The following is a 20,988-nucleotide window of genomic DNA, read 5'->3' as shown; positions in this document are numbered from 1 at the left end:
TCACACCTCCGCCCGCGCGGTCCCGCGAGCCGCCCCGGCCGTACGCGGCGCGCGCCCCGGCGGCCGCTTCCGTTCCCCCCGCCGCAGAGCCGCCGCCCACAGCACGCCCGCCGCGCCCGCGGCGGCCAGCGCGGCGCCGACCCAGGCCACCGAGGCGTAGCCGTGGCCGGCGTCGATGGCCAGGCCGCCGAGGAGCGGGGCGACCGTGTTGCCGACGTTGAACGCGGCCGTGTTGGTCGCGCCGACCAGCGTGGGAGCGCCCGGCGCGAGGGCGAACACCCGTGACTGCAGGGCCGGGTTGGTGACGTAGCCGGCGAGACCGAGCAGGAAGACCAGGGTGATCACCACGGCCGTGACGTGCGCCGTCAGCGCGAGCAGCGCGGAGAAGACGGCGAGGGCGCCGAGCCCCGCGCCGAGCGTGCCGAGGGGGCGCATCTGGCCGGTGCGCCCGCCGATGACGATGCCCGCCATCCCGCCGACGCCGAACAGCGCGAGGACGGCGGGTACCCACCCTTCGGGTACCCCGGTCACCTCGGTGAGCAGGGCGGCGAGATAGCTGAAGGTGACGATGACCGCGCCGAAGGCGAAGGCGGTCACGGCGTACGAGAGCCAGAGCTGCGGCCGTGCCATGGCGCGCAGTTCGGCCCCGACGGAGGGCCGCTCGCTCTCGTCCCGGCCGCCCGGGACGGCGAGCAGGGTGCAGACGGCGCTGACCGCGGTGGCCGCCGCGACCGCCCAGAACGCGGCGCGCCAGTCGGAGACCTGGCCGAGCAGCGTGCCCGCGGGGACGCCGACGATCGTGGCGAGCGTCAGCCCGCCCGCGACCACGGCGACCGCCCGCGCCTTGGCGTCGGCGGGGACGAGCGCCACGGCGGTGGCCACGGCGACGCCCCAGTACCCGGCGTACGCGAGGGCGCCGACCACGCGGGTCACGAAGAGGACGGCGTAGCCGGGCGCGAGGGCACCGACGACGTGCGCCGCGACGAAGGCCGACTGCAGTGAGACGAGCGCCGTGCGCCGCGGCCACCGGAGGGTGGCGACGGCGAGCAGCGGGGCGCCGACGACCATGCCGACCGCGAACGCCGAGATGAGCAGTCCGGCGGCGGGGATGGACACCCCCAGGTCGTCGGCCATGCCCGGCAGGAGGCCGGACAGCATGAACTCCGAGGTTCCTTGGGTGAAGATGCCCAGCCCGACCACGTACACCGCGAGCGGCATGGAGCGGCCCCCTTCTTGTGCTCTTGTGCTCTGCACACGTATTGAAGCGACTGCTTCAGAACTGACGAGGCTGGACGCTAGCACATTCTGAATCGCTCACTTCAAAACGCTTCCTGCGCGTTGCCCAGCCTCCACAGCGACGTCACCTCGGCCGCGCGCGCCGCGTGCAGCGGGTCGTCGGGGTCGGTGGCGCGGGAATGGCGCGGCGCGACATCGAGCCGGTCCACGACGCGCAGCCCTGCCGCCCTGATCGACTCCAACAGCTGTTCCCGCGTCCGGAGTTGCAGATGCTCGGCGAGGTCGGAGAGGACGAGCCAGCCCTCCCCCGCGGGTTCCAGGTGCGCGGCCAGTCCGGCCAGATAGCCGTGCAGCATGGCACCGCCCGGGTCGTACACACCCTGTTCGACCGCGGAGGTCGGCCGCGCGGGCAGCCACGGCGGGTTGCACACGACGAGCGCGGCGCGGCCGGGCGGGAAGAGCCCGGTGCGCAGAACGTCCACGCGCCCGGCGAGACCGAGCCGTTCGACGTTGTCCCGCGCGCAGGCGACGGCGCGCGGGTTGGTGTCGGTGGCGATCACCCGGCCCATGCCCCGGCGGGCGAGGACGGCCGCGAGCACGCCGGTTCCGGTCCCGATGTCGAACGCGGTACGTGGCCGTGGCCCCGCGCCGGAACCGGGGAGCGGCGCCCGCGCGACCAGGTCGACGTACTCGCCCCTGACCGGCGAGAACACGCCGTAGTGCGGGTGGATGCGGGCGCCGAGTGCGGGCACGTCCACGCCCTTCGCCCGCCATTCGTGGGCGCCGATCACACCGAGGAGTTCGCGCAGGGAGACCACCAGCGGCCCGTCGGGTGGACCGTAGGCCTCCCGGCAGGCCGCACGGACGTCGGGTGCCCGGCGCAGGTTCAGCCGGTGCTCGCCGTCCAGGTGCACCAGCAGCATGCCGAGCACGCGCGCCCGGTGGCCGCGGGCGCGGCGGTGCAGGTGGAAGGCGTCGGCGGGGGTGGCGCCCGGCGCGGGCGCCTTCCTGTCGACGCGACGGCCGAGCGCGCCGAGGAGCTGCCGGGCGCCGTGGAAGTCACCGCGCCACAGCAGCGCGGTGCCCTCGCATGCGAGGCGGTGCGCGTCGGCCGCCCTGGTCCGGTCGTCGGCGACGACGACGCGGCGTGGCACCGGAGCACCGCTCTCGGAGTGCCAACGGGCTTGTTGGAATGCTTGGTTGTGGCTTTCGTGGCTGATGTGGTCGTTCTCGGTCCACTCGATGCGGGGCATCAAGGACTCCTCGTGTTCGCGGGGCGCTGAGGCACGAAGAGCGCGACGACGCGGGGAGGGAGAAGGGACAGAGGGGAGAGACCTCTGCCTCCAGGCCTTACGAGGGCATGCGAAACCCCCGCGTCGCGGCGCGCGAGCGGGAGTCAGCCAAGGACCATGCCGAGAGTCACGGGAAAGAATCTGCCACACCGCGGGCCGCCCGGACCAGTCGGCCGCCTGTCCCGCGTACATCTGACATCGGACGCACTCACACCAGATACAGCCCGGCGAAGTTGTTCCACCCCTCCGGGACCCAGTCGTCGCGCGTGCGCGAGGGGTCGTACGCGAGAAGGCGGGCCAGCAGCATCAGTTCGTGCCACGCCGCGTCGGTCTCGCGGGCCCATGCCGCGCCGGCGTTCTCGACGAGGTCGAGCGCCATGGCCACGCGCAGCTCGATGGTGGCCAGCTGCTCGCGCGCGCCGTCGGGCAGCAGGTCGCCGCGCCGCTCCATCATCGAGCGCAGCAGCGCGCAGCACTCCGCCAGGTGGTCGCGCATGGCGCGGATGTTCGCCGCGGAGGGGCGGGGCGGGACGGACTGCTCCAAGAAGAGGCCGGAGGCGAGCGTGTGCCAATAGTGCGCCTCGTGGAAGAGCGGCGCGCGCTGGTCGTCGGGTACGCCGTCGAGCGGGGGCGGCGGCTTTTCGCCGGCGCGTAACGCGTCGGCGCGGTCCCGGTCCACCCATCTCTTCGCCAACTGCCGTACATCGTCGCGGAGTACCGGACGCATAGGGGTTCCTTTCGTCACACCTTCGGGGCCGTTCGCCGTTCCGAGACTGCCCGGAATCGTGCCGCGCTTCTGGATTGTGCGAGGACAGGCCCCGTTGCGTGCGTCACACCAGGGGCCCGGACGCGGGGGCGGACCCGAGCCACGTACAAGATCTGTACGAGATCCGACGACGCCGCCGGGCCGCGTACGAGAAAGGCACCGCCACCATGAAGCTGCACACCCACGAGTGGGGAACCGGCGACCGTGTCGCCGTCCTGGTCCACGGGATCATGTCGGACCACCGGACCTGGCGGCGCGTGGGACCCGCTCTCGCCGACAAGGGGTACCGCGTGATCGGCGTCGATCTGCGCGGTCACGGCGCGAGCGGACGCGGTGCGTACGGGGCGGAGATCTTCGCGGACGACCTGGTCGACACGTTGCCGACGGGCGCGGAGCTGGCGATCGGGCACTCGCTCGGCGGTCTCGCCCTGTCCCTCGCCGCCGAGCGACTGGCGCCCGCGCGGGCCGTCTACTCCGACCCGGCGTGGGCGCTGGGCGGCGAGGGCGCGGTCGACCCCGCGCTGTTCGTGGAGTTCCGGCACATCCCGCGCGACGTCCTGGCGAAGTTCAACCCGCGCTGGGAGCCGGCCGACGTGGACGTGGAGATGGCGACGCTGGCGGTCTGGGACCCGGACACCGCGCTCTCGATCTCCGGCGCGGGCGCGGTCGACCACACCCCGTCCGCACCCGTCGTACCGTCGCTCGTGCAGGTCGCGGACCCGAGCACCGTCGTCTCCGACGCGCTCAAGGAGGAGCTGGCGCGGCGCGGCTTCGAGGTGCGCACGGTGCGGGGAGCGGGGCACACGATTCACCGGGACGACTTCGAGGGGTTCATGAGGTCGTTGGACGGCTGGCTGTGAGCGCCGCGCGGTCCGAGCCCATACGGGTGGCGCCCCGGACCGGAGCCGCCCTATAACCCTATTTATCGCATTTCCACATTTATGTTCAGTGTGTGATCACTCTCGTACGGAGACGCGCCACGCTCTGCGCCCTCGGCACCCTGACCGCCGCCCTCGCCGCCCTGGCCGGATGCGCCGGTGAGACATCCGGCGAGGTGGGCCGCCCCGCCCACCCCCCGGCGAGCGCCGCGGCCCCCTCGCCGCCCGCCCCGCCCACACTGGCCCCCGGCCCGTCCGGCCTGACCCCCGTGTTCGAGAACGGCCCCCGCTCCCGCGGCCGTACCGTCGCCCTCACCTTCGACGCCGACATGACCGCGGACCAGGGGCCGCGCGCGGCGGCCGGTGAACGGTTCGACAACCCCGCGCTGGTCGCCACGTTGCGGCGGCTGAAGGTGCCCGCGACGTTCTTCATGACGGGGCGGTGGGCCGAGGAGTACCCGGCGCAGGCCAGGGCCATCGGCCGCGACCCGCTCTTCGAGGTCGCCAACCACTCGTACAGCCACCACGCCTTCACCGGCCGCTGCTACGGACTGCCGACCGTTCCCGCCGCCCGCATGCGCGCCGACATGGAGCGCGCGTTCGCCGCGTTCCGCGCGGCCGGGGTCGAGCGCCGGGTGCCGTACTTCCGCTTCCCCGGCGGCTGCTACGACCAGCGGGCCCTGCGCGCCCTCGCCCCCGGCGGCGTCACCGCCGTGCAGTGGGACGTGGTCAGCGGCGACGCCTTCGCGACGGACCCGGCGGCGGTGGCCAGGCAGGTCCTCGACGGCGTCCGGCCCGGCTCGGTGGTCGTCATGCACTGCACACGCAGCGCGGCCCCCACGACGGAACGCGCCCTGCGCACGATCGTCCCGGAGCTACGGGAACGCGGCTTCCGTTTCGTCCGGGTGTCGGAGCAGATCGGGGCGGCGGGGAGCGTGGGGGTGCGTGGTTAGGGTGGGGACATGAGGGATGAGGACGAGAGCGACGGGAGCACGGGCAGCGGCATGGAGGCAGGCGCGTCGGAAGCCGTCGCCGAGTGTGTGCTCTGCCGGGCGCCCACGGAGTACCCCGAGTCCCACAAGGGCAGCACGCTCTGCCCGGTGTGCGAGTGGCGGGAGGCGGAGCGGGCCGCGTGCTCGGGATGATGCCGCCCGCCCCGAGTCGGCGCCCCGCACGGCACCTCGCCGCACTTCGCCCGACCTCTCCGCACCACACCGCGCCCCACCGCGCGCGCCGAAGTCCGCTCCGCTCCGCCTCACCCCCGCCGCGAACTCAGCGCGCACGCCGCCCACATCGCCGCCGCCGCGACGGCGAGTGCCCCGGCCGACGCGCCCAGCGGCAGCGGCACCACGCCCTCCCGTGACCCCGTGGTCAGGTCGGTGAGGACCGACTTCACCGGGGAGCCCGTGGTGACGAGCAGGAGCAGCGCGCCGAGCAGCATCGCGGGCACGGCCCGACCCGCGGAACGCAGCAGCGGCCAGTTCGCGAGCGCCCCGAGCGCTGTGCCGAGCAGCGCGCTGACCAGCATCGCGAGCAGCCCGACCGCACCCGCGGAGAGCCGCGGCACCGGCACCCGCGCGTTCGTGCTCGTGGCGTCGCTGATGGCTGTGACGACGACGGCCGCCACCCCGCCCAGCGCGGTCGCCGCGAGGAGTGCCGCCAGCAGCGACGCGAGATGCGCCCGCCCCGGCCCCGCCGCCGCGGCGGAACAACTCCGCGCCGCGGGCGGCTCATTGGACACGCAGACCCGGACCAGCCAGGCAGCGACGGGCAGCAGCGCCCCGGCGGCGTACGCGAGGGAGTCGAGGATCGGCTGCCCGCCCTGCACCCCGATGCCGAGGAAGACGGCGTAGAGGATCACGGGCGGAAGCCAGCGCTGGGAACGTACGAGCAGGGCCGTCTGGTAGCGCAGCAGAGCGGGCAGCGGGGACGGCGCGGCCATCACAGCTCCTCACCGCGCCCTTCGCCGGGCGCTTCCCGGGAGCCCGCGTCGGCCGTCGCGCTCACCGCCACCACGTGCCACGGCGGTCGCGCGGTCAGGAGTTCCCGCAGGATGCGGTCGGAGTGGGGCCGGGGGACGGTGAGCCGTGTGGTGCCGTCGGGCGCAGCGGGCAGCCACCGCACGACCGACTCCGCCACCGCCTCCGGCAGCTCCGCGCCCCGCGGCCCCTGGACCTCGACGAGGACGACGGGCCCGCCCCGGACACGCGCGCCGCCCGATGCCGACGTTCCCTCTGCCGTACGCCGGTTGAGTGCCGTGCCGACCACCGCGTACGTCTCGTCCGCCATCCCGCGGAGCCGCGACGGGTCGTGGTCGACGAAGGCCACGGCGCCGCCCGCCGCCGTACGGTCGGCCACCGCGCGGTCGAGCGCGGCACGGGCGGGTGCGTCCAAACCCGTCCATGCCTCGTCGAGGACCAGCAGGTCGGGCTCGGCGAGCAGCGCCTGCGCCACGGCGACCTTCTGGCTGCTGCCCTTGGACAGCTCCGACAGCGGCGTACGCCCGTACCCGCCGGCGCCGAACAGCTCCAGCCACTCGCTCGCGCGCCGCCGCGCCGCCCCGGCCCCGAGACCGTGCACGCGGCCCATGTGCGTGAGGTAGCCGAGGGCGGTGAACGGCAGGGCCGCGGGGAACCGTTCGGGGACGAACGCCGTGCGCCGACGCCCGGACACCCGCCCCTCGGACGGCGCGTCGATCCCGGCGAGCAACCTCAACAGGGTCGACTTTCCCGACCCGTTGGCTCCTTCGACACGCACCAGGGAGCCCGTCCGTATGCCGAGGTCGACATGGCGCAGCACCCACGGGCCGCCCATGCCGTAGCGACGGCCCACCCCGTCGAGCCGCACCGCAAGATCACGTTCCATGGGGTCATCCTCGCGCACCGGCCGCCGCACCCGGCTGGCAGACTGACGGACGTGAGCAACGAAGAACCGACCACCCCCGACGCACCGGACCCGCAGGACAGCCCGTTCCGCCACGAGAGCACGTCACGCGACGAGGCACCGCAGTTCGTGCTGCCGCTCGTCGCCCGCATCGAACGCGCCGCTCCCCCGGCCCGCACGGACGCCCTGGAGACCGCGGCCCGCGCCGTCCTGACCATCCTGAGCGACGAGCGGTCCCTCGGCGAGGGCCCGTGGGCGCAGGCGATGCGCGACTGGCAGGACGCCCGGATCCGCAAGGTGGTGCGCAGGGCGCGCGGCGCGGAGTGGCGCAGGGCGGAGGCGCTGCCGGGCATCACGGTCACCGGCAAGTCGGCGGAGGTACGGGTCTATCCGCCGGTGCCCCTCGACGGCTGGCCCAAGGACCTGGCGCGCCTGCAGGTCTCGGGCACGGAACTCGACGACCCGGAGCCCCCGGCAGGACCCGACCCGGCGCACCCCGTCCTGTGGATGAGCCCCGAGGTCGACATGTCGGCGGGCAAGTCGATGGCCCAGGCCGGGCACGGCGCGCAGCTGGCCTGGTGGGAGCTGTCCCCCGAGGACCGCACGGCCTGGCGCGCCGCGGGCTTCCCCCTCTCGGTCCGCACGGCCGGCGCGGCACAGTGGAGCGACCTCACGACGAGCGGTCTCCCGGTGGTCCGCGACGCGGGCTTCACCGAGATCACCCCGGGTTCCTGCACGGTGGTGGCCGACCACCCGGCCCTCCGCCCCGGACGCGGGCAACGATCCTGACCGACCTCTCGCGCCACTGAACACCCCGCCCGTATCTTCCGTACTCCCCGGTACCACCGGCGACACGGGAGCACCACGGGAGGCATCTTGCGGCGCGTCAACGGCACGGCTCTGATCATCGCGGCACTCGTCGCCACGCTGGGGGCCATCGCGTTCCCCGTGTGGTCCTACGCCGACCGGTCGAGCACCGGGCCCGCCAATCTGGCCGCCGGGTCCGTGGCCACGCAGTGGGGGCCGCTGTCCGCGGCCGACCGGGACCTGCTCGTGAAGGTGCGGCTCGCCGGGCTGTGGGAGATACCCGCGGGGCAGCAGGCCGTCGAGCGCGCGCCGACCGAGGCCATCAAGGAGGCGGGCGACCACCTCATCGTCGGGCACACCGACCTCGACAAGCGGGTGCGGAGCGTCGCCGCGCAGCTCGGCGTCGAGCTGCCCAACCAGCCCACCGACGAGCAGCAGGGCTGGCTGGACGAACTGTCGGCGGCGAGCGGCGAGACGTACCAGCGGAAGTTCGCGAACCTGCTGCGCGTCTCGCACGGGAAGGTCTTCGGTGTCATCGCGCAGGTCCGCGACAGCACCCGCAACTCGCTGATCCGGCAGCTCGCGACGGACTCCAACCAGACCGTCCTCGACCACATCACGATGCTGGAGGCCACCGGGCTCGTCGACTTCGACGGAATCGCGAACGGCGCCGCGTCGACCGCGACCGCCAGCCCCACGGGACCGCCCAAGCCCTCCGGAGCCGCACCCCCCGAGCCCGCGCCCGCCGGGCCGAGCGGCGACGTCTCCACGACGTCGAGGCCTTCGCCGGGGCCGCCCGGGGAGATCAACACCGGTCGGCCGGAACCTCAAATGTAGCTCTGAACGTCTCCCCCCGAGGGTTCGACCCGAACGGCCTGGGCCATGGTCCTGGCAACGGGGGACGAAGGGGGAACGGACATGGGGCAGCTGACTGCGCGGCTGGGGACGGGGATCGGCTGGCGGCCCGAGATCGCGGGCGCCGTGGAGGACATGCCGGGCATCGACTGGGTCGAGGTCGTCGCGGAGAACGTGTGTCCCGGGCATCTGCCCGACTCGCTGCTGCGGCTGCGCGAGCGCGGTGTGACCGTGGTGCCGCACGGCGTCTCGCTGGGCCTCGGCGGCGCGGACCGCCCCGACCAGGGGCGTCTCACGGCGCTGGCCGAACGCGCCGAGGCACTCGGGGCGCCGCTGGTCACCGAGCACATCGCGTACGTACGGGCGGGCGGCGCCCTCACCGCGACGCAGCCGCTCGAAGCGGGGCACCTGCTGCCGGTGCCGCGCACGCGCGACGCGCTGGACGTCCTGTGCGAGAACGTCCGGATCGCCCAGGACGCGCTGCCCGTGCCGCTCGCCGTCGAGAACATCGCGGCGCTGATCTCCTGGCCGGGCGAGGAGATGACGGAGGGGCAGTTCCTGTACGAGCTGGTGGAGCGCACCGGTGTACGGCTCCTCATCGACGTCGCCAACCTCCACACCAACCACGTCAACCGCGGCGAGGACCCGGCCAAGGCGCTGGACGAACTGCCGGTCGAGGCGATCGCGTACGTCCACGTGGCGGGCGGATTCGAGCGGGACGGGGTCTGGCACGACAGCCACGCGCACCCGGTGCCGGAGCCGGTGCTGGCGATCCTCGCCGACCTGGCGTCGCGCGTCTCCCCGCCCGGGGTCCTCCTGGAGCGCGACGAGAACTTTCCCGAACCGGGCGAGCTGGCGCGGGAGTTGGACGCCATCCGGGCGACGGTGAAGACGTCCGACGCCGCGGACCCGGACTTCGGCGGCGCCGAGGACCGTGCCGTCCCCGCCGCCTCCGACGCCGCCCGTCAGCGCACCGCCGTCGCCCAGGCCGCCCTCCTGTCCGCACTCGTCGCCGGCACCCCGGCGCCCGAGGGCTTCGACCATGCGCGCCTGAAGGTGCAGAGCCACGCGCTGGCCGCCAAGCGGGCGGACGTCGTCGCGAAGGTCGCGCCGGAGCTGCCGGAGATCCTCGGCGCGGCATACCGCGACGAGTTCCTCGCGTACGCGCGCAGGCGGCCCATGACCGGTGGCTACCGGCACGACGCGCTGGCCTTCGCCGAGCACCTGATGCTGGCGGGACGCCCCGGGGAAGCGGATGCCCGACGGAAGTTGCGGGACTGGTGGCTGGAGCGTTCCGGGCCCGCCCCGCTCTCGCGGCGGCCCGCGGCGCGGCTGCTGCACGCCACCCGCCGGGTCCTGTCGAGGCGGTGACGTCATGACCGTCGTGGCGATGGTGTACACGGTCGTGGTCTCGCTCGCAGCCGCCGAGCTGATCCGGGGCGTGGCGGCGGCCCGCCGCGCCGGGTCCCCGTACCGGGGGCGGCAGCCGCTCGACGCCGAGCACGGGGTGTACGTCCGCGGGACGCTGGAGGCCGCGTTCCTCGCCGGTGGCCCCGCCCGCGTCGCGGACACGCTGATCGCGGGCCTCCACGAGGACGGGCGGCTGGTCGTGGCGGGTCCCGGCGTCGTCGGGATCACCGGTCCCGTCGGCCGGAACGCCGCCGAGCAGGCGGTCGTCGACGCGCACGCCGCGGCGCCCAGTGGTGCCCTGCACTGGCTGCGGATCACCGTGATGCGCAGCCTGCCGGTGCAGGAGACGGGCGAGGCGCTCGCCCGGCGCGGGCTCCTGGTGCGGCCGGGCCGCCGGCGGAAGTGGCGCGCGTGGGCGGGGACGCAGATCGCCCTGACCTCGCTCGGATTCGTGGCGTGCGCCGCCGCGGCACTGCTGCTGTCCGCCAGTGACATCGCGCTGCCGGGCGGTTCGCGGTCGCCGCTCGTCGACATCCTGGTCATGCTTCCCGGCGCCGTGTTCGGCATCGTGAGCGGCGCGGTCTGCCTCGCGGTCACGTCGAAGCAGATCACGCTGGCGGGGCGGTACGCGCTGCGGCAGTACGTCGCCTCGACGCGTCATCTGCCGGGCGCGGCGCACCAGGTGGCGACGCGCGGCCTCTCGCGGGCGCACCCGGAGATCCGGTCCCACCTGATCGCGGCGGCCCGCGTCCGGACCCCGCCCCCGGCCCCCGCCGACCCCGGTCGTGCCGGGCACCAGAACGCGGCGGCGTGGAACTCGGGAGGCGGCGGCACTCCGGCCTGGTGCGGCCTGGACACGGGCGAGGACGGCGGTTTCGCCTGCTCGGGCAGCGGCGGGCCCTCCTGCTCGGGCGGCGGCTCGTCGTGCGGCGGGGGCGGCGGCTCCTCCTGCGGCGGAGGCGGCGGCGGGGGCTCGTCCTGCGGGGGCGGAGGGGGCGGCTCGTCCTGAGCGGGGCGGGCCCAACAACCCATGGGCCCGGTACGGCAGGTGACGTACTCCCGGCCGTATCGGACCGTGCCCCTCCCCCCGCGCACTAACGTGCGGTGCCGCACCAGGAGGCACCATGCGATTACGAACCGTCAACGGCACCGGCCTCATCGTCGCGGGACTCGTCGCGACCGTGGCCGCGCTGCTCTTCCCCCTCTGGTCCTACGAGGACCGCTCGGGCACGCCCCTCGACCTGCTCGACGCCGACACCGTGTCCACCGACTTCGGGCCGCTGTCCGCCCTGGACCGGGACTTCATCACCAAAGTCCGCCTCGCGGGGCTGTGGGAGCTGCCCGCCGGGCAGCAGGCCGAGGAACGCGGCACGACGAAGGCCGTGCGGACCGCGGGCAAGCACCTCGTGGAGGGCCACACGTTCCTCGACGCGCGGGTACGCGAGGTCGCCACCCGGCTCGACCTCGAACTGCCCAGCCAGCCGAACGACCAACAGCGCGACTGGCTGGCGCAGTTGAGCGGCGCCCGCGGCGAGACGTACAACGAGGAGTTCGCGAACATCCTGCGCCGCGCGCACGGCAAGGTGTTCTCCGTCGTCGCCGACGTGCGCGCGAACACCCGCAACTCACTCGTGCGCGATCTGGCGGACGACGCGAACACGACCGTCCTCGACCACATCACGGTCCTGGAGCAGACCGGCCTCGTCGACTTCGAGGGCCTCGCCCGGGACGCGGCGACCACCGGCCCAGATGCCCCCGCGACCCGCTCGCCCGCCCCGCCGGGCCCCACGGACGCCCCCGGCTCGGCGACCCCGGTCACCCCCTCGCCCACGTTCCCGCTGCCGCCCGCGGCGTCCCGGCCCAGGGCCGAGAGGGACTGACCGAGAGAAACGGAACGTTATCGACCCGTCACCACGCGTCCACATTCTGGAAACGCCATGGCGGAATACGGCGCGGTCGCATAGAAAACCGCCATGTTCTGGGTCCCTCTGCTCCTCCTCGCCTGCGCCGCCGCCGGTCTGTCCTGTGGCCGGCTCTGCCTCGCCACGAGCCGCGCCGCCACCCAGGAGCGGTCCGCGGACCACGGGCGCGAACTCACCCTGTACGAGACGGCGTTCCTGTCCGGAGGCCCCTCCCGGGTCGCCGACGTGACGCTCGTCGCGATGGCCAGGGCGCGCCGGCTGCTGATCGCGCACACCGGCTGGGCGACCGTCGTCGACCCGGTGGCCCGCGACGACATGGAGCGCTCGGTGCTCGGCGCGATCGGCCCGGCCGGGCAGTCGCGGATAGCGCCGATACGTTGTGGCGCGGCGACCGCCGACCCGGTGCGGGCGCTCGCGGACGGGCTCGTCGCGGCGGGACTCGCCGTCCCCGACGGACTCGGCGCGGGGGTCGCGGCCGCCGTGCGGCAGGTGTGGGCGGCGACAGGCGCGGTGCTCGCCCTCGGCACCGTGGCGGTGCTGATGCCCGTTCATGGCCCGGCGGCGACCGGGCAGGTGCCGGTCGCGGTCTGGTTCTCGCTGCCGCTGCTGCTGTGCACGGCGTGCCTGGTCATCGCGCGCGTCGAGGTGCATCCGTACACGCGGTGGGCGTCCCCCGCGGGCCAGCGGCTCCTCGGGGCGGTGGCCGCGGGCGGCGAGGAGCTCACGGCCGTCGCCGTGCGCGGGGTCCGCGCCACGGGCGACCCGGAGCTGCGGGCGGCGTTCTCCCACCGGCCGCGCAGGTGAGCGGCCCGGGGCCGACGGAGGGCATTGCATCGACACCCGCGCACCGGTGCTTTACATAGCCAAATACCACAAGATAGACAAGCGCGATGAGAGCAGCCGCCGCCCGGTACGGAACCGCCGGGTCCCTGGTCCTGACCGCCCTCGTCGCCGCCCCCGCGGGAAGCGCGACCGGCGCCCCTCCCTCCCCCGAGGAGCACGGCGTCGCGATCGCCGCCCAGCGCGCCGAGGCCGCCGGGATCCGCTGGGGCACCTGCCCGAAGGCCGAAGGCCTCCCCCCGTCCGTCCGGTGCGGCACCGTCACCGTGCCGCTCGACTACGCCCACCCCGACGGCAAGCGGATCAAACTGACCGTCAGCCGCACGAAGGCCACGAAGAAGAGCGCGGGCAAGGCGGTCGCCCGCCAGGGCGCGCTGGTCTACAACCCGGGCGGCCCCGGCGCGTCCGGCACGTACTTCCCGCTGGTGGGCGTCATGCCCGAGTGGAAGCGCATCGCGGCGGCGTACGACCTGGTCGGCTACGCGCCGCGTGGGGTCGGCCGGTCGGCGCCGCTCTCCTGTCAGGACCCGAAGGATTTCTCGCACGCGCCCTCCCAGGCGCCGACGCACCCCGACGACGCGTACAAGCAGAAGAGGATCGCGCGGGCGAAGGCGTATGCGCGCGGGTGCATGGAACGCAACCCCGGCGTACGCCACTTCACGACGCTGAACAACGCGCGCGACCTCGACGTGCTGCGGGCGGCGCTCGGCGAGAAGAGGCTGACGTTCATGGGGGCGTCGTACGGCACGTACTTCGGGGCGGTCTACGCGACGCTCTACCCGTCGCACGTGCGCCGCATGGTCTTCGACTCGGCGGTCAACCCCCACCCCGAGCAGATCTGGTACCGCAACAATCTCGACCAGTCGCTGGCGTTCGAGCGGCGCTGGGCGGACTTCCGCACCTGGGTGGCCAAGCACGACAAGACGTACCACCTGGGCAAGACGCCCGAGGACGTCCTGCGCAGCTACGAGAAGGTGAACGCCGCGCTGGCCCGCGAGCCCGCGGGCGGCAAGGTCGGTCCCGGCCAGCTGCAGTCCGCGTTCCTCCAGGCCGGGTACTACGACGACTACTGGCCGACCCGCGCGGCGGCGCTCTCCGCCTATCTGAAGGGCAACCCCAAGCCGCTCGTCGAACAGGCCGCGCCCGAGCCGCGCGGTGCCGTCCAGAGCGAGAACGGCAACGCGGTCTACACGGCCGTCGAGTGCAACGACGCGGCCTGGCCCACGGACTTCGCGACCTGGGACCGCGACAACTCGGCGCTGGCGCGCGTGGCGCCCTTCGAGACCTGGGACAACGTGTGGATGAACCTGCCGTGCGCCTACTGGAAGGCGCCGCGGCAGCAGCCCGTCGACGTGGGCACGCCCGAGGGCGCGCTCCCGCCCACCCTGATCCTGGCCGCGGAACGCGACGCGGCGACCCCCTACCAGGGCGCCCAGGAGCTGAACCGCAGGCTGGCCGGATCCGTCCTGGTCACCGAGCGGGAGGCAGGCACGCACGGCATCGGGGGCGGCCCCAACAAGTGCGTGAACAGCCACCTGGACGCCTATCTCCTGAAGGGTGAGCTCCCCGTGCGGCGCGCGGCGTCGTGCGCACCGCACAAGGAGCCCCGTCCTTCGACCGCCGTGCGGGCGGCGCTCCCGAGGGAGCGCTAGCGGTTCACAGCGCGGCGAGGCGCTCCAGCGGGAACGGCGGCTGGGCGAGGGGACGCACCGCGAGCCGGGTCAGCGGCAGCGCGTTGTCGTCGCCGGCCGTGCGGTTGGCGTGCAGGACGCCGCAGTGCGTGCAGCGGTGGACGAGAACCCACTCGCCGTCTCCGCGGACGGAGATGGCGAGGGGTTCCATCCGGGCACCGCAGTCCGCGGCCCGGTCGCCGGGGGTGTCGTCGAGGTGACGGCTCCACAGGCAGTTGGGACAGTGGTTGCGGTGGTCGGTGCCGGGCGCGGTCATCGATACGTCGAGACCGCACTGCAGGCAGCGGAAGGACTGGGCGCGCGCTTCAGTGCGGGCCCGCCGAGAGGTGTTGCGGGACATGGTGAGGATGACTCCTGAGCGTTGCGGAAGGGGATGACTCCGAGCTGTTCCGCAGGGCCCTGGGCATACACTCACCGTCTTTCTGTCCGTGGCTTCGACCTCTCGATGAAACCCGCACCGGACAGGCGCGGCAACCGAATTAACCGGGCGTGATCCCCTAGGCGAGGCCCGCCACGAGCTCGGCGACCGACTTGCGGCGGCCGGTGTAGAACGGCACCTCTTCGCGTACGTGCATGCGGGCCTCGGAGGCGCGCAGGTGACGCATCAGGTCGACGATGCGGTACAGCTCGTCGGCCTCGAAGGCGAGGAGCCATTCGTAGTCGCCGAGGGAGAACGAGGCGACCGTGTTGGCGCGCACGTCGGGGTAGCCGCGGGCCATCTTGCCGTGGTCGGCGAGCATGCGACGGCGGTCCTCGTCGGGCAGCAGGTACCAGTCGTAGGAGCGCACGAAGGGGTAGACCGAGACGTAGTTGCGGGGCGTCTCGTCGGCGAGGAACGCCGGGATGTGCGACTTGTTGAACTCGGCGGGGCGGTGCAGCGCCATGTTCGACCAGACCGGCTCCAGGGCGCGGCCGAGCTTCGTGCGGCGGAAGAGGTTGTAGGCCTCCTGCAGCTCGTCGGCGGTCTCGGCGTGCCACCAGATCATGACGTCGGCGTCGGCGCGCAGGCCGGAGACGTCGTAGGTGCCGCGGACGGTGACGTCCTTGGCGGCGAGCTGGTCGAACAGGTCCTGGACCTCTTCGGCGTAGCCCGCGCGCTGCTCGGGCAGCACGTCGCGCAGCTTGAAGACGGACCACAGGGTGTAGCGGATGACCTCGTTGAGGTCCTTGGCCTTCTTGCCCGCGTTGGGCGTCTTGGCGGGGGCGTCGTCACTCATGACCCTATTCTCCTCCGCCGCCGTGCAGACTCTGCACCGGGTTGCGGGTGAGCTCCTCCACACCCGCTGTGTCACCGCCCAGCTGGTCGACGGCGGCATGGGCGCTCGCGATGCAGGCGGGGATGCCCACGCCGTCGTACGCCGCTCCGCACACGGCGAGTCCCGGCAGCTCGGCCACGTGCTCGCGGATGCGCGCCACGCGCGCGTGGTGCCCGACGGGGTACTGCGGCAGGCCGTCGTGCCAGCGGGTGACGCGGGTGGCGACGGGCTCGGCGTCCAGGCCGGTCGCTGCGCGCAGGTCGCGCCGGGAGAGCTCGATGAGCTCGGCGTCGTCGCGCCGCAGGATCTCCGTCTCGCCGTACCGCCCCACCGACGTCCGGAGGACCAGCAGGTCGGGGTCCTCGTCGGCGATCCAGCCCCACTTGCGCGACGCGAACGTGGACGCCTTGATGGTGTGCCCGTCCACCGGAGGGACGAGGAAACCGCTCCCTTCAGGGAGGTCGGTCTCGCTGCGGCGGTAGGCGAGGGTCATCAGCGCCATGGAGGCGTACTCGACCGTGGCGAGCTCGGCCGCGGCGGCGGGCGCCTCGACGCCGAGGAGCGCGGCGGCGGAGTGCGCGGGCACGGCGACGACCACGGCGTCCGCGTCGATGACCTGCTCCTCGGTGCCGACCTGCCAGCCCGTCGGGGTCCGCCGCAGCTCGGTGACCGGCGTGCCCGTGCGGATCTCGCCGCCCAGCGCGCGCACCGCGTCGGCGACGGCGAGCGGCAGCTGTCCGACGCCGCCCTCGATGCCCATGAAGACGGGCCCGGTCTGCCGGTTCTCCGCCGCGCGCGCCTGGATGGCGCGGACGCCCTCCGTGAGGGACGTGTGCGTGCGGGCCGCCTGGAAGAGCTGCGGGACGGCCGAGCGCATCGAGATGCGGTACGCGTCGCCCGCGTAGACCCCGCCGAGGAGGGGCTCCACGAGCCGGTCGACGACTTCCCTGCCGAGGCGCGCGGCGACGTACTCGCCTACCGCGACGTCGTCGCCGACCTCGGTGGGCGGCAGTTCGCCGTCCCGCGCGATGCGGCGCAGGCCCTCTTCGGAGAGGACTCCCGCGAGGGCGGACGCGTCGCCGGGCACGCCCATGACGTGGCCCTTGGGCATGGGGCGCAGGGCGCCGCGCGTCCAGATCGCGGCGGTCGCGGTGGCGGGCGGCCGGAGCCGGTCGGCGAGACCGACCTCGCGGGCGAGGGCGACGGCCTCGGGGCGGCGGGCGAGCATCGACTCGGCGCCGAGGTCGACGCGGACCCCCGCGATCTCCCCCGCGTGGAGCTTGCCGCCGAGCCGGTCGGCGGCTTCCAGGACGGTCACCCCGCGGTCCGGGTCGGCGGTGAGCAGCCGGTGCGCGGCGGCCAGTCCGGCGATCCCGCCTCCGATGACGACGACGTGACCGTTCCCCGTGCCTGTGTCCGTTGCGCGCATGCCTCCACTCTCTCAGACCCCGCATCGGCGACCGGCGAGTCCCCACCGTGACCGCATCGGGACCGCACGGCAACCATCGTTTCGCCCCGCTCCTCCGTCGTAGGAGCATCAGTCACCGTTCCTCGGGGGGTACGCCGATGCACGCGTCCAGCAAGCCCACTGGCAGGTCCGCTCACCGCCGCACGATCCAGGTCTTCGCCGGTCTCCTGCTGGCGATCGCGCTCGCGCTCACGGGATGCACGAACGCGGGGGACGGCGGGGGAGACTCCGACTCCGGCGCGGCGGGCGCCGACGACAAGGCCGCGGGACTCCGGACCGAGGGGAACGGGAAGAGCGCCTCGGGCAGCAAGGCCGACCGCGAACAGCCCGAGCTCACCGGCACCCACATCATCCGCACCGCGAAGCTCACCGTCCGCGTGGACGACGTGGCCGAGGCGCTGGACGACGCCCGGCGGGCGGCCGAGGACGCCGGCGGCATCGTGGGGAACGAGAACACCTCGCGCGACAGCGAGGGACGCGAGCGTTCCCGCGTCGTGCTGCGCGTGCCGCAGGACAAGTACGAGGACGTCCTCAGCGCACTGGAAGGCACCGGCAAGCTCGTCGGGAAGGACGCGAAGGCCCAGGACGTCACCGACCGGGTCGTCGACGTGGAGAGCCGCATCACGTCGCAGCGGGCGAGCGTGGCACGCGTGCGGGAGCTGATGGACAGGGCGACGAAGCTCAGCGACGTGGTGACCCTCGAAGGGGAGTTGAGCACCCGCCAGTCCGACCTGGAGGCGCTGCTCGCCCAGCAGAAGTCGCTGAAGGACCGGACGAGCCTGGCGACGATCACGCTCTCGCTCACCGAGAACGGGACGAAGGCGGACACGCAGGACGACGACCCGTCGTTCGGGGACGCTCTCGGGGGCGGCTGGGACGCGTTCGTGACCGCGCTGCGCTGGATCGCGATCGTCCTCGCGGCCGTCCTGCCGTTCGCGGCGGTCGTCGCGCTCCTCGTGCTGCTGTGGCTGCGCGTCGTACGTCCCCGGTGGCCGCGCCGTGCCGCGGGCGGCGGAGAGGGTGAGGACTGAGCGTGCGGCGCGCGGCGCCGTAGCGTGTGCCCATGAGCGGCACGAGCAGGACACGAGAGCGACTGGTGGTCATCGGGGGCGACGCGGCGGGCATGTCCGCCGCGTCGCAGGCACGCAGGCTCAAGGGCCCCGACGAACTGGAGATCGTCGCGTTCGAACGCGGCCACTTCACTTCGTACTCCGCCTGCGGCATCCCCTACTGGGTGGGCGGCGACGTCGGCGAGCGGGACGACCTGATCGCGCGGACGCCCGAGGAGCACCGTGAGCGGGCGATCGATCTGCGGATGTGCACGGAGGTGGTGCGGATCGACGTGCAGGGCCGCCGCGTCCTCGCCAGGGACCTGGCAGCGGGCGAGGAGGCAGGTGAGCCGTCGGGCGCGGAGTACTGGACGGCGTACGACAAGCTCGTCGTCGCCACCGGCGCACGCCCCCTGCGCCCGGCGCTCCCCGGCATCGACGCGCCCAACGTGCACGGTGTGCAGACATTGGACGACGGCCAGGCCCTGCTCGACACGCTGACCGGAACGCCGGGCCGCCGTGCCGTGGTCATCGGCGCCGGCTACATCGGCGTCGAGATGGCGGAGGCGCTCGTCAAACGGGGTTACGAGGTGACGGTCGTCAACCGCGGCGAGGAGCCCATGTCGACGCTCGACCCGGACATGGGCCGTCTCGTGCACGACGCGATGACGGGCATGGGCATCCGGATGGTGAACGGCGCCGAGGTCATCGCGATCCCCACCGGCGACGACGGGCGGGCCAGGGCGGTGGCGACGGCGGACGCCGAGTACCCGGCGGACGTGGTGGTGCTCGGCATCGGCGTACGCCCGGAGACGGCCCTCGCCCGCGAGGCGGGGCTGCCGCTCGGCGAGTACGGCGGGCTGCTCACGGACCTCGCGATGCGCGTGCGCGGACATGACGACATCTGGGCGGGCGGGGACTGTGTGGAGGTCCTCGACCTGGTGTCGGGGCGCGAGCGGCACATCGCGCTCGGCACGCACGCCAACAAGCACGGGCAGGTCATCGGCTCCAACGCGGGCGGGGGTTACGCCACGTTCCCCGGCGTCGTCGGCACGGCGGTCAGCAAGGTCTGCGACCTGGAGATCGCCCGCACCGGTCTGCGCGAGAAGGACGCGCTGGCCGCCGGCTTCCGGTTCGTGACGGTGACCATCGAGTCGACGAGCCGGGCCGGTTACTACCCGGGGGCCGCGCCGATGAAGGTGAAGATGATCGCCGAGCGGCGCACGGGGCGGCTCCTCGGCGTGCAGATCGTCGGCCGCGAGGGCGCGGGCAAGCGGGTCGACGTGGCGGCCGTCGCGCTGACGGCGCAGATGACGGTGGAGCAGATGACGGCGCTCGACCTCGGATACGCGCCGCCGTTCTCCCCGGTGTGGGACCCGGTCCTGGTGGCGGCGCGGAAGGCGGTGGCGGCGGTGCGGTCGGACCGCTGAGGCGACGCGAAGGGTCCCTGCCCGATCGGACAGGGACCCTTTTCAGACATCTTTCGGACGCCCGCTGTTCAACGCCGACTGTTCGGACGCGCTGTTTCAGACGGCGGTACGCGTGTGCACGTACTCCACGAGACGGGTCAGTGCCTCGGGGTCGGTCGTGGGCAGGACACCGTGCCCGAGGTTGAAGATGTGGCCCTCCAGGCCGCTCGCGGCGGCGAGGACCTCGTCCGTCTTCTGCTCGACGGCCTCCCTCGTGGAGAAGAGGACGGCCGGATCCAGGTTGCCCTGGATCGCCTTGCCGGGCCCGACGCGGCGCGCGGCCTCGTCCAGCGGCACCCGCCAGTCCGCGCCCACGACGTCCGCGCCGGCCTCGCCCATGAGGCCGAGGAGCTCGCCGGTGCCGACGCCGAAGTGGATGCGCGGCACGCCGTACGAGGCGACCGCGTCGAAGACCTTCGCCGACGCCGGCATCACCGAGCGGCGGTAGTCGGCGGGCGCCAGCGCGCCCACCCACGAGTCGAAGAGCTGCACGGCGCTCGCGCCCGCCTCGATCTGCACCTTCAGGAAGGCGGCGGTGATCTCCGCGAGACGGTCGAGCAGGTCGGCCCAGAGCTGCGGGTCGCCGTACATGAGCGCCTTGGTGTGCTCGTGGTTACGGCTCGGACCGCCCTCCACGAGGTAGCTCGCGAGAGTGAAAGGCGCACCGGCGAAACCGATGAGCGGCGTCGAGCCGAGCTCGGCCGTCAGCATGCCCATCGCCTCGGTGACGTAGTGGACGTCGTCGGGCGTGAGGTCCCGCAGCTGCGCCAGGTCGGCGCGCGAACGGATCGGGTTCTCGACGACGGGACCGACGCCCGGCTTGATGTCGAGGTCGATGCCGATGGCCTTGAGCGGGACGACGATGTCGCTGAAGTAGATCGCGGCGTCGACGTTGTGACGGCGCACGGGCTGCAGCGTGATCTCGGTGACGAGGTCGGGACGCATGCAGGACTCCAGCATGGCCGTGCCCTCGCGGACCTTGCGGTACTCGGGAAGTGAGCGCCCCGCCTGCCGCATGAACCAGACGGGCGTGTGCGGCACTGCCTCGCGCCGGCACGCCTTCATGAAGGGGGAGTCGTACGTCGCTGTGTTCTGCCGGCCCTCGGGGCCACGGCTGTCATTGGCACTCACGCGGAAAGTCTCGCACGTTGACCGGGAACCCCCCG

At 73.6% G+C, this 20,988-nt stretch carries 21 protein-coding genes; 12 read left to right on the top strand and 9 right to left on the bottom strand.

The window, feature by feature from the left end; all coding sequences use genetic code 11:
- The 3 genes from DEJ47_RS29905 to DEJ47_RS29895 all read right to left on the bottom strand — a co-directional run bounded on the left by DEJ47_RS29905 (position 1) and on the right by DEJ47_RS29895 (position 3,255).
- The gene (locus tag DEJ47_RS29905; protein WP_150173445.1) at positions 1-1,218 is read right to left on the bottom strand and encodes a Cmx/CmrA family chloramphenicol efflux MFS transporter; all 1,218 of its coding nucleotides are present in this window, start codon (positions 1,216-1,218) and stop codon (positions 1-3) included.
- Between the two features lie 101 nt (positions 1,219-1,319).
- Positions 1,320-2,489 carry a methyltransferase gene (locus tag DEJ47_RS29900; protein WP_150173443.1) on the bottom strand — a complete coding sequence of 390 codons (1,170 nt, stop codon included), beginning with the start codon at positions 2,487-2,489 and terminating at the stop codon, positions 1,320-1,322.
- A 247-nt stretch (positions 2,490-2,736) separates the two neighbouring features.
- Positions 2,737-3,255: a hypothetical protein gene (locus tag DEJ47_RS29895; protein WP_150173441.1), complete on the bottom strand. Its 519-nt coding sequence runs from the start codon at positions 3,253-3,255 to the stop codon at positions 2,737-2,739.
- A gap of 206 nt (positions 3,256-3,461) precedes the next feature.
- Here DEJ47_RS29895 and DEJ47_RS29890 point away from each other — a divergent pair, with 206 nt between their 5' ends.
- The 3 genes from DEJ47_RS29890 to DEJ47_RS29880 all read left to right on the top strand — a co-directional run bounded on the left by DEJ47_RS29890 (position 3,462) and on the right by DEJ47_RS29880 (position 5,317).
- Positions 3,462-4,154, top strand: coding sequence for an alpha/beta fold hydrolase (locus DEJ47_RS29890; protein ID WP_150175942.1), 693 nt, complete (start codon positions 3,462-3,464; stop codon positions 4,152-4,154).
- Positions 4,155-4,246: 92 nt separating this feature from the next.
- Positions 4,247-5,125 carry a polysaccharide deacetylase family protein gene (locus DEJ47_RS29885; RefSeq protein ID WP_150173439.1) on the top strand — a complete coding sequence of 293 codons (879 nt, stop codon included), beginning with the start codon at positions 4,247-4,249 and terminating at the stop codon, positions 5,123-5,125.
- Positions 5,126-5,134: 9 nt separating this feature from the next.
- Positions 5,135-5,317 carry a hypothetical protein gene (locus tag DEJ47_RS29880; protein ID WP_150173437.1) on the top strand — a complete coding sequence of 61 codons (183 nt, stop codon included), beginning with the start codon at positions 5,135-5,137 and terminating at the stop codon, positions 5,315-5,317.
- Between the two features lie 110 nt (positions 5,318-5,427).
- Here DEJ47_RS29880 and DEJ47_RS29875 read toward each other — a convergent pair whose 3' ends face one another.
- Positions 5,428-6,096, bottom strand: a complete 669-nt coding sequence (locus tag DEJ47_RS29875) for an ABC transporter (protein WP_150175941.1) — start codon at positions 6,094-6,096, stop codon at positions 5,428-5,430.
- 17 nt (positions 6,097-6,113) lie between these two features.
- Positions 6,114-7,037, bottom strand: a complete 924-nt coding sequence (locus DEJ47_RS29870; protein ID WP_150173435.1) for an ATP-binding cassette domain-containing protein — start codon at positions 7,035-7,037, stop codon at positions 6,114-6,116.
- A 51-nt stretch (positions 7,038-7,088) separates the two neighbouring features.
- Here DEJ47_RS29870 and DEJ47_RS29865 point away from each other — a divergent pair, with 51 nt between their 5' ends.
- From DEJ47_RS29865 to DEJ47_RS29835, 7 genes are all read left to right on the top strand, one after another.
- Positions 7,089-7,844: a peptidyl-tRNA hydrolase gene (locus DEJ47_RS29865; RefSeq protein ID WP_398336955.1), complete on the top strand. Its 756-nt coding sequence runs from the start codon at positions 7,089-7,091 to the stop codon at positions 7,842-7,844.
- Between the two features lie 84 nt (positions 7,845-7,928).
- Positions 7,929-8,699 (top strand): DUF4142 domain-containing protein, encoded by a 771-nt coding sequence (locus DEJ47_RS29860; protein ID WP_150173431.1) that lies wholly within the window; start codon positions 7,929-7,931, stop codon positions 8,697-8,699.
- Positions 8,700-8,780: 81 nt separating this feature from the next.
- Complete coding sequence (locus DEJ47_RS29855; protein WP_150173429.1) at positions 8,781-10,088, top strand: DUF692 domain-containing protein; 1,308 nt, start codon at positions 8,781-8,783, stop codon at positions 10,086-10,088.
- A gap of 4 nt (positions 10,089-10,092) precedes the next feature.
- Positions 10,093-11,136, top strand: coding sequence for a TIGR04222 domain-containing membrane protein (locus DEJ47_RS29850; RefSeq protein ID WP_190415628.1), 1,044 nt, complete (start codon positions 10,093-10,095; stop codon positions 11,134-11,136).
- Positions 11,137-11,251: 115 nt separating this feature from the next.
- Positions 11,252-12,007, top strand: coding sequence for a DUF4142 domain-containing protein (locus DEJ47_RS29845; RefSeq protein ID WP_150173425.1), 756 nt, complete (start codon positions 11,252-11,254; stop codon positions 12,005-12,007).
- Between the two features lie 93 nt (positions 12,008-12,100).
- Positions 12,101-12,853 (top strand): TIGR04222 domain-containing membrane protein, encoded by a 753-nt coding sequence (locus tag DEJ47_RS29840; protein WP_150173423.1) that lies wholly within the window; start codon positions 12,101-12,103, stop codon positions 12,851-12,853.
- A gap of 86 nt (positions 12,854-12,939) precedes the next feature.
- On the top strand, positions 12,940-14,541 hold the full coding sequence (locus tag DEJ47_RS29835) for an alpha/beta hydrolase (RefSeq protein ID WP_150173421.1): 1,602 nt from the start codon (positions 12,940-12,942) through the stop codon (positions 14,539-14,541).
- Positions 14,542-14,545: 4 nt separating this feature from the next.
- Here the strand turns inward: DEJ47_RS29835 and DEJ47_RS29830 are convergent, their stop codons facing one another.
- The 3 genes from DEJ47_RS29830 to hemG all read right to left on the bottom strand — a co-directional run bounded on the left by DEJ47_RS29830 (position 14,546) and on the right by hemG (position 17,265).
- A complete protein-coding gene (locus DEJ47_RS29830) occupies positions 14,546-14,920 on the bottom strand; it encodes an RNHCP domain-containing protein (protein ID WP_150173419.1) in 375 nt (124 codons plus the stop codon).
- A 157-nt stretch (positions 14,921-15,077) separates the two neighbouring features.
- Positions 15,078-15,797, bottom strand: a complete 720-nt coding sequence (hemQ, locus tag DEJ47_RS29825; protein WP_150173417.1) for a hydrogen peroxide-dependent heme synthase — start codon at positions 15,795-15,797, stop codon at positions 15,078-15,080.
- A 4-nt stretch (positions 15,798-15,801) separates the two neighbouring features.
- Entirely contained in the window at positions 15,802-17,265 is a 1,464-nt protein-coding gene (gene hemG / locus DEJ47_RS29820; protein ID WP_150173415.1) for a protoporphyrinogen oxidase, read from the bottom strand.
- A 137-nt stretch (positions 17,266-17,402) separates the two neighbouring features.
- Here hemG and DEJ47_RS29815 point away from each other — a divergent pair, with 137 nt between their 5' ends.
- Both DEJ47_RS29815 and DEJ47_RS29810 read left to right on the top strand, forming a co-directional pair.
- On the top strand, positions 17,403-18,335 hold the full coding sequence (locus DEJ47_RS29815) for a DUF4349 domain-containing protein (RefSeq protein WP_150173413.1): 933 nt from the start codon (positions 17,403-17,405) through the stop codon (positions 18,333-18,335).
- Between the two features lie 32 nt (positions 18,336-18,367).
- Positions 18,368-19,783, top strand: coding sequence for an FAD-dependent oxidoreductase (locus tag DEJ47_RS29810; protein WP_202457013.1), 1,416 nt, complete (start codon positions 18,368-18,370; stop codon positions 19,781-19,783).
- Positions 19,784-19,879: 96 nt separating this feature from the next.
- Here DEJ47_RS29810 and hemE read toward each other — a convergent pair whose 3' ends face one another.
- The gene (hemE, locus tag DEJ47_RS29805) at positions 19,880-20,953 is read right to left on the bottom strand and encodes a uroporphyrinogen decarboxylase (RefSeq protein ID WP_150173408.1); all 1,074 of its coding nucleotides are present in this window, start codon (positions 20,951-20,953) and stop codon (positions 19,880-19,882) included.
- Between the last annotated feature and the right edge of the window lie 35 nt (positions 20,954-20,988).

Source organism: Streptomyces venezuelae (assembly GCF_008642355.1).
Lineage (GTDB): Bacteria > Actinomycetota > Actinomycetes > Streptomycetales > Streptomycetaceae > Streptomyces > Streptomyces venezuelae_B.
The sequence above is the reverse complement of the archived record's forward strand: the minus strand, read 5'-3'. Positions and strand labels throughout refer to the sequence as shown.

Coding starts and splice junctions, on each gene's coding strand:
- DEJ47_RS29905 (WP_150173445.1), bottom strand. CDS start 1,218: ATGCCGCTCGCGGTGTACGTGGTCGGGCTGGGCATCTTCACCCAAGGA.
- DEJ47_RS29900 (WP_150173443.1), bottom strand. CDS start 2,489: ATGCCCCGCATCGAGTGGACCGAGAACGACCACATCAGCCACGAAAGC.
- DEJ47_RS29895 (WP_150173441.1), bottom strand. CDS start 3,255: ATGCGTCCGGTACTCCGCGACGATGTACGGCAGTTGGCGAAGAGATGG.
- DEJ47_RS29890 (WP_150175942.1), top strand. CDS start 3,462: ATGAAGCTGCACACCCACGAGTGGGGAACCGGCGACCGTGTCGCCGTC.
- DEJ47_RS29880 (WP_150173437.1), top strand. CDS start 5,135: ATGAGGGATGAGGACGAGAGCGACGGGAGCACGGGCAGCGGCATGGAG.
- DEJ47_RS29870 (WP_150173435.1), bottom strand. CDS start 7,037: ATGGAACGTGATCTTGCGGTGCGGCTCGACGGGGTGGGCCGTCGCTAC.
- DEJ47_RS29855 (WP_150173429.1), top strand. CDS start 8,781: ATGGGGCAGCTGACTGCGCGGCTGGGGACGGGGATCGGCTGGCGGCCC.
- DEJ47_RS29850 (WP_190415628.1), top strand. CDS start 10,093: ATGACCGTCGTGGCGATGGTGTACACGGTCGTGGTCTCGCTCGCAGCC.
- DEJ47_RS29845 (WP_150173425.1), top strand. CDS start 11,252: ATGCGATTACGAACCGTCAACGGCACCGGCCTCATCGTCGCGGGACTC.
- DEJ47_RS29840 (WP_150173423.1), top strand. CDS start 12,101: ATGTTCTGGGTCCCTCTGCTCCTCCTCGCCTGCGCCGCCGCCGGTCTG.
- DEJ47_RS29835 (WP_150173421.1), top strand. CDS start 12,940: ATGAGAGCAGCCGCCGCCCGGTACGGAACCGCCGGGTCCCTGGTCCTG.
- DEJ47_RS29830 (WP_150173419.1), bottom strand. CDS start 14,920: ATGTCCCGCAACACCTCTCGGCGGGCCCGCACTGAAGCGCGCGCCCAG.
- hemQ (WP_150173417.1), bottom strand. CDS start 15,797: ATGAGTGACGACGCCCCCGCCAAGACGCCCAACGCGGGCAAGAAGGCC.
- hemG (WP_150173415.1), bottom strand. CDS start 17,265: ATGCGCGCAACGGACACAGGCACGGGGAACGGTCACGTCGTCGTCATC.
- DEJ47_RS29815 (WP_150173413.1), top strand. CDS start 17,403: ATGCACGCGTCCAGCAAGCCCACTGGCAGGTCCGCTCACCGCCGCACG.
- DEJ47_RS29810 (WP_202457013.1), top strand. CDS start 18,368: ATGAGCGGCACGAGCAGGACACGAGAGCGACTGGTGGTCATCGGGGGC.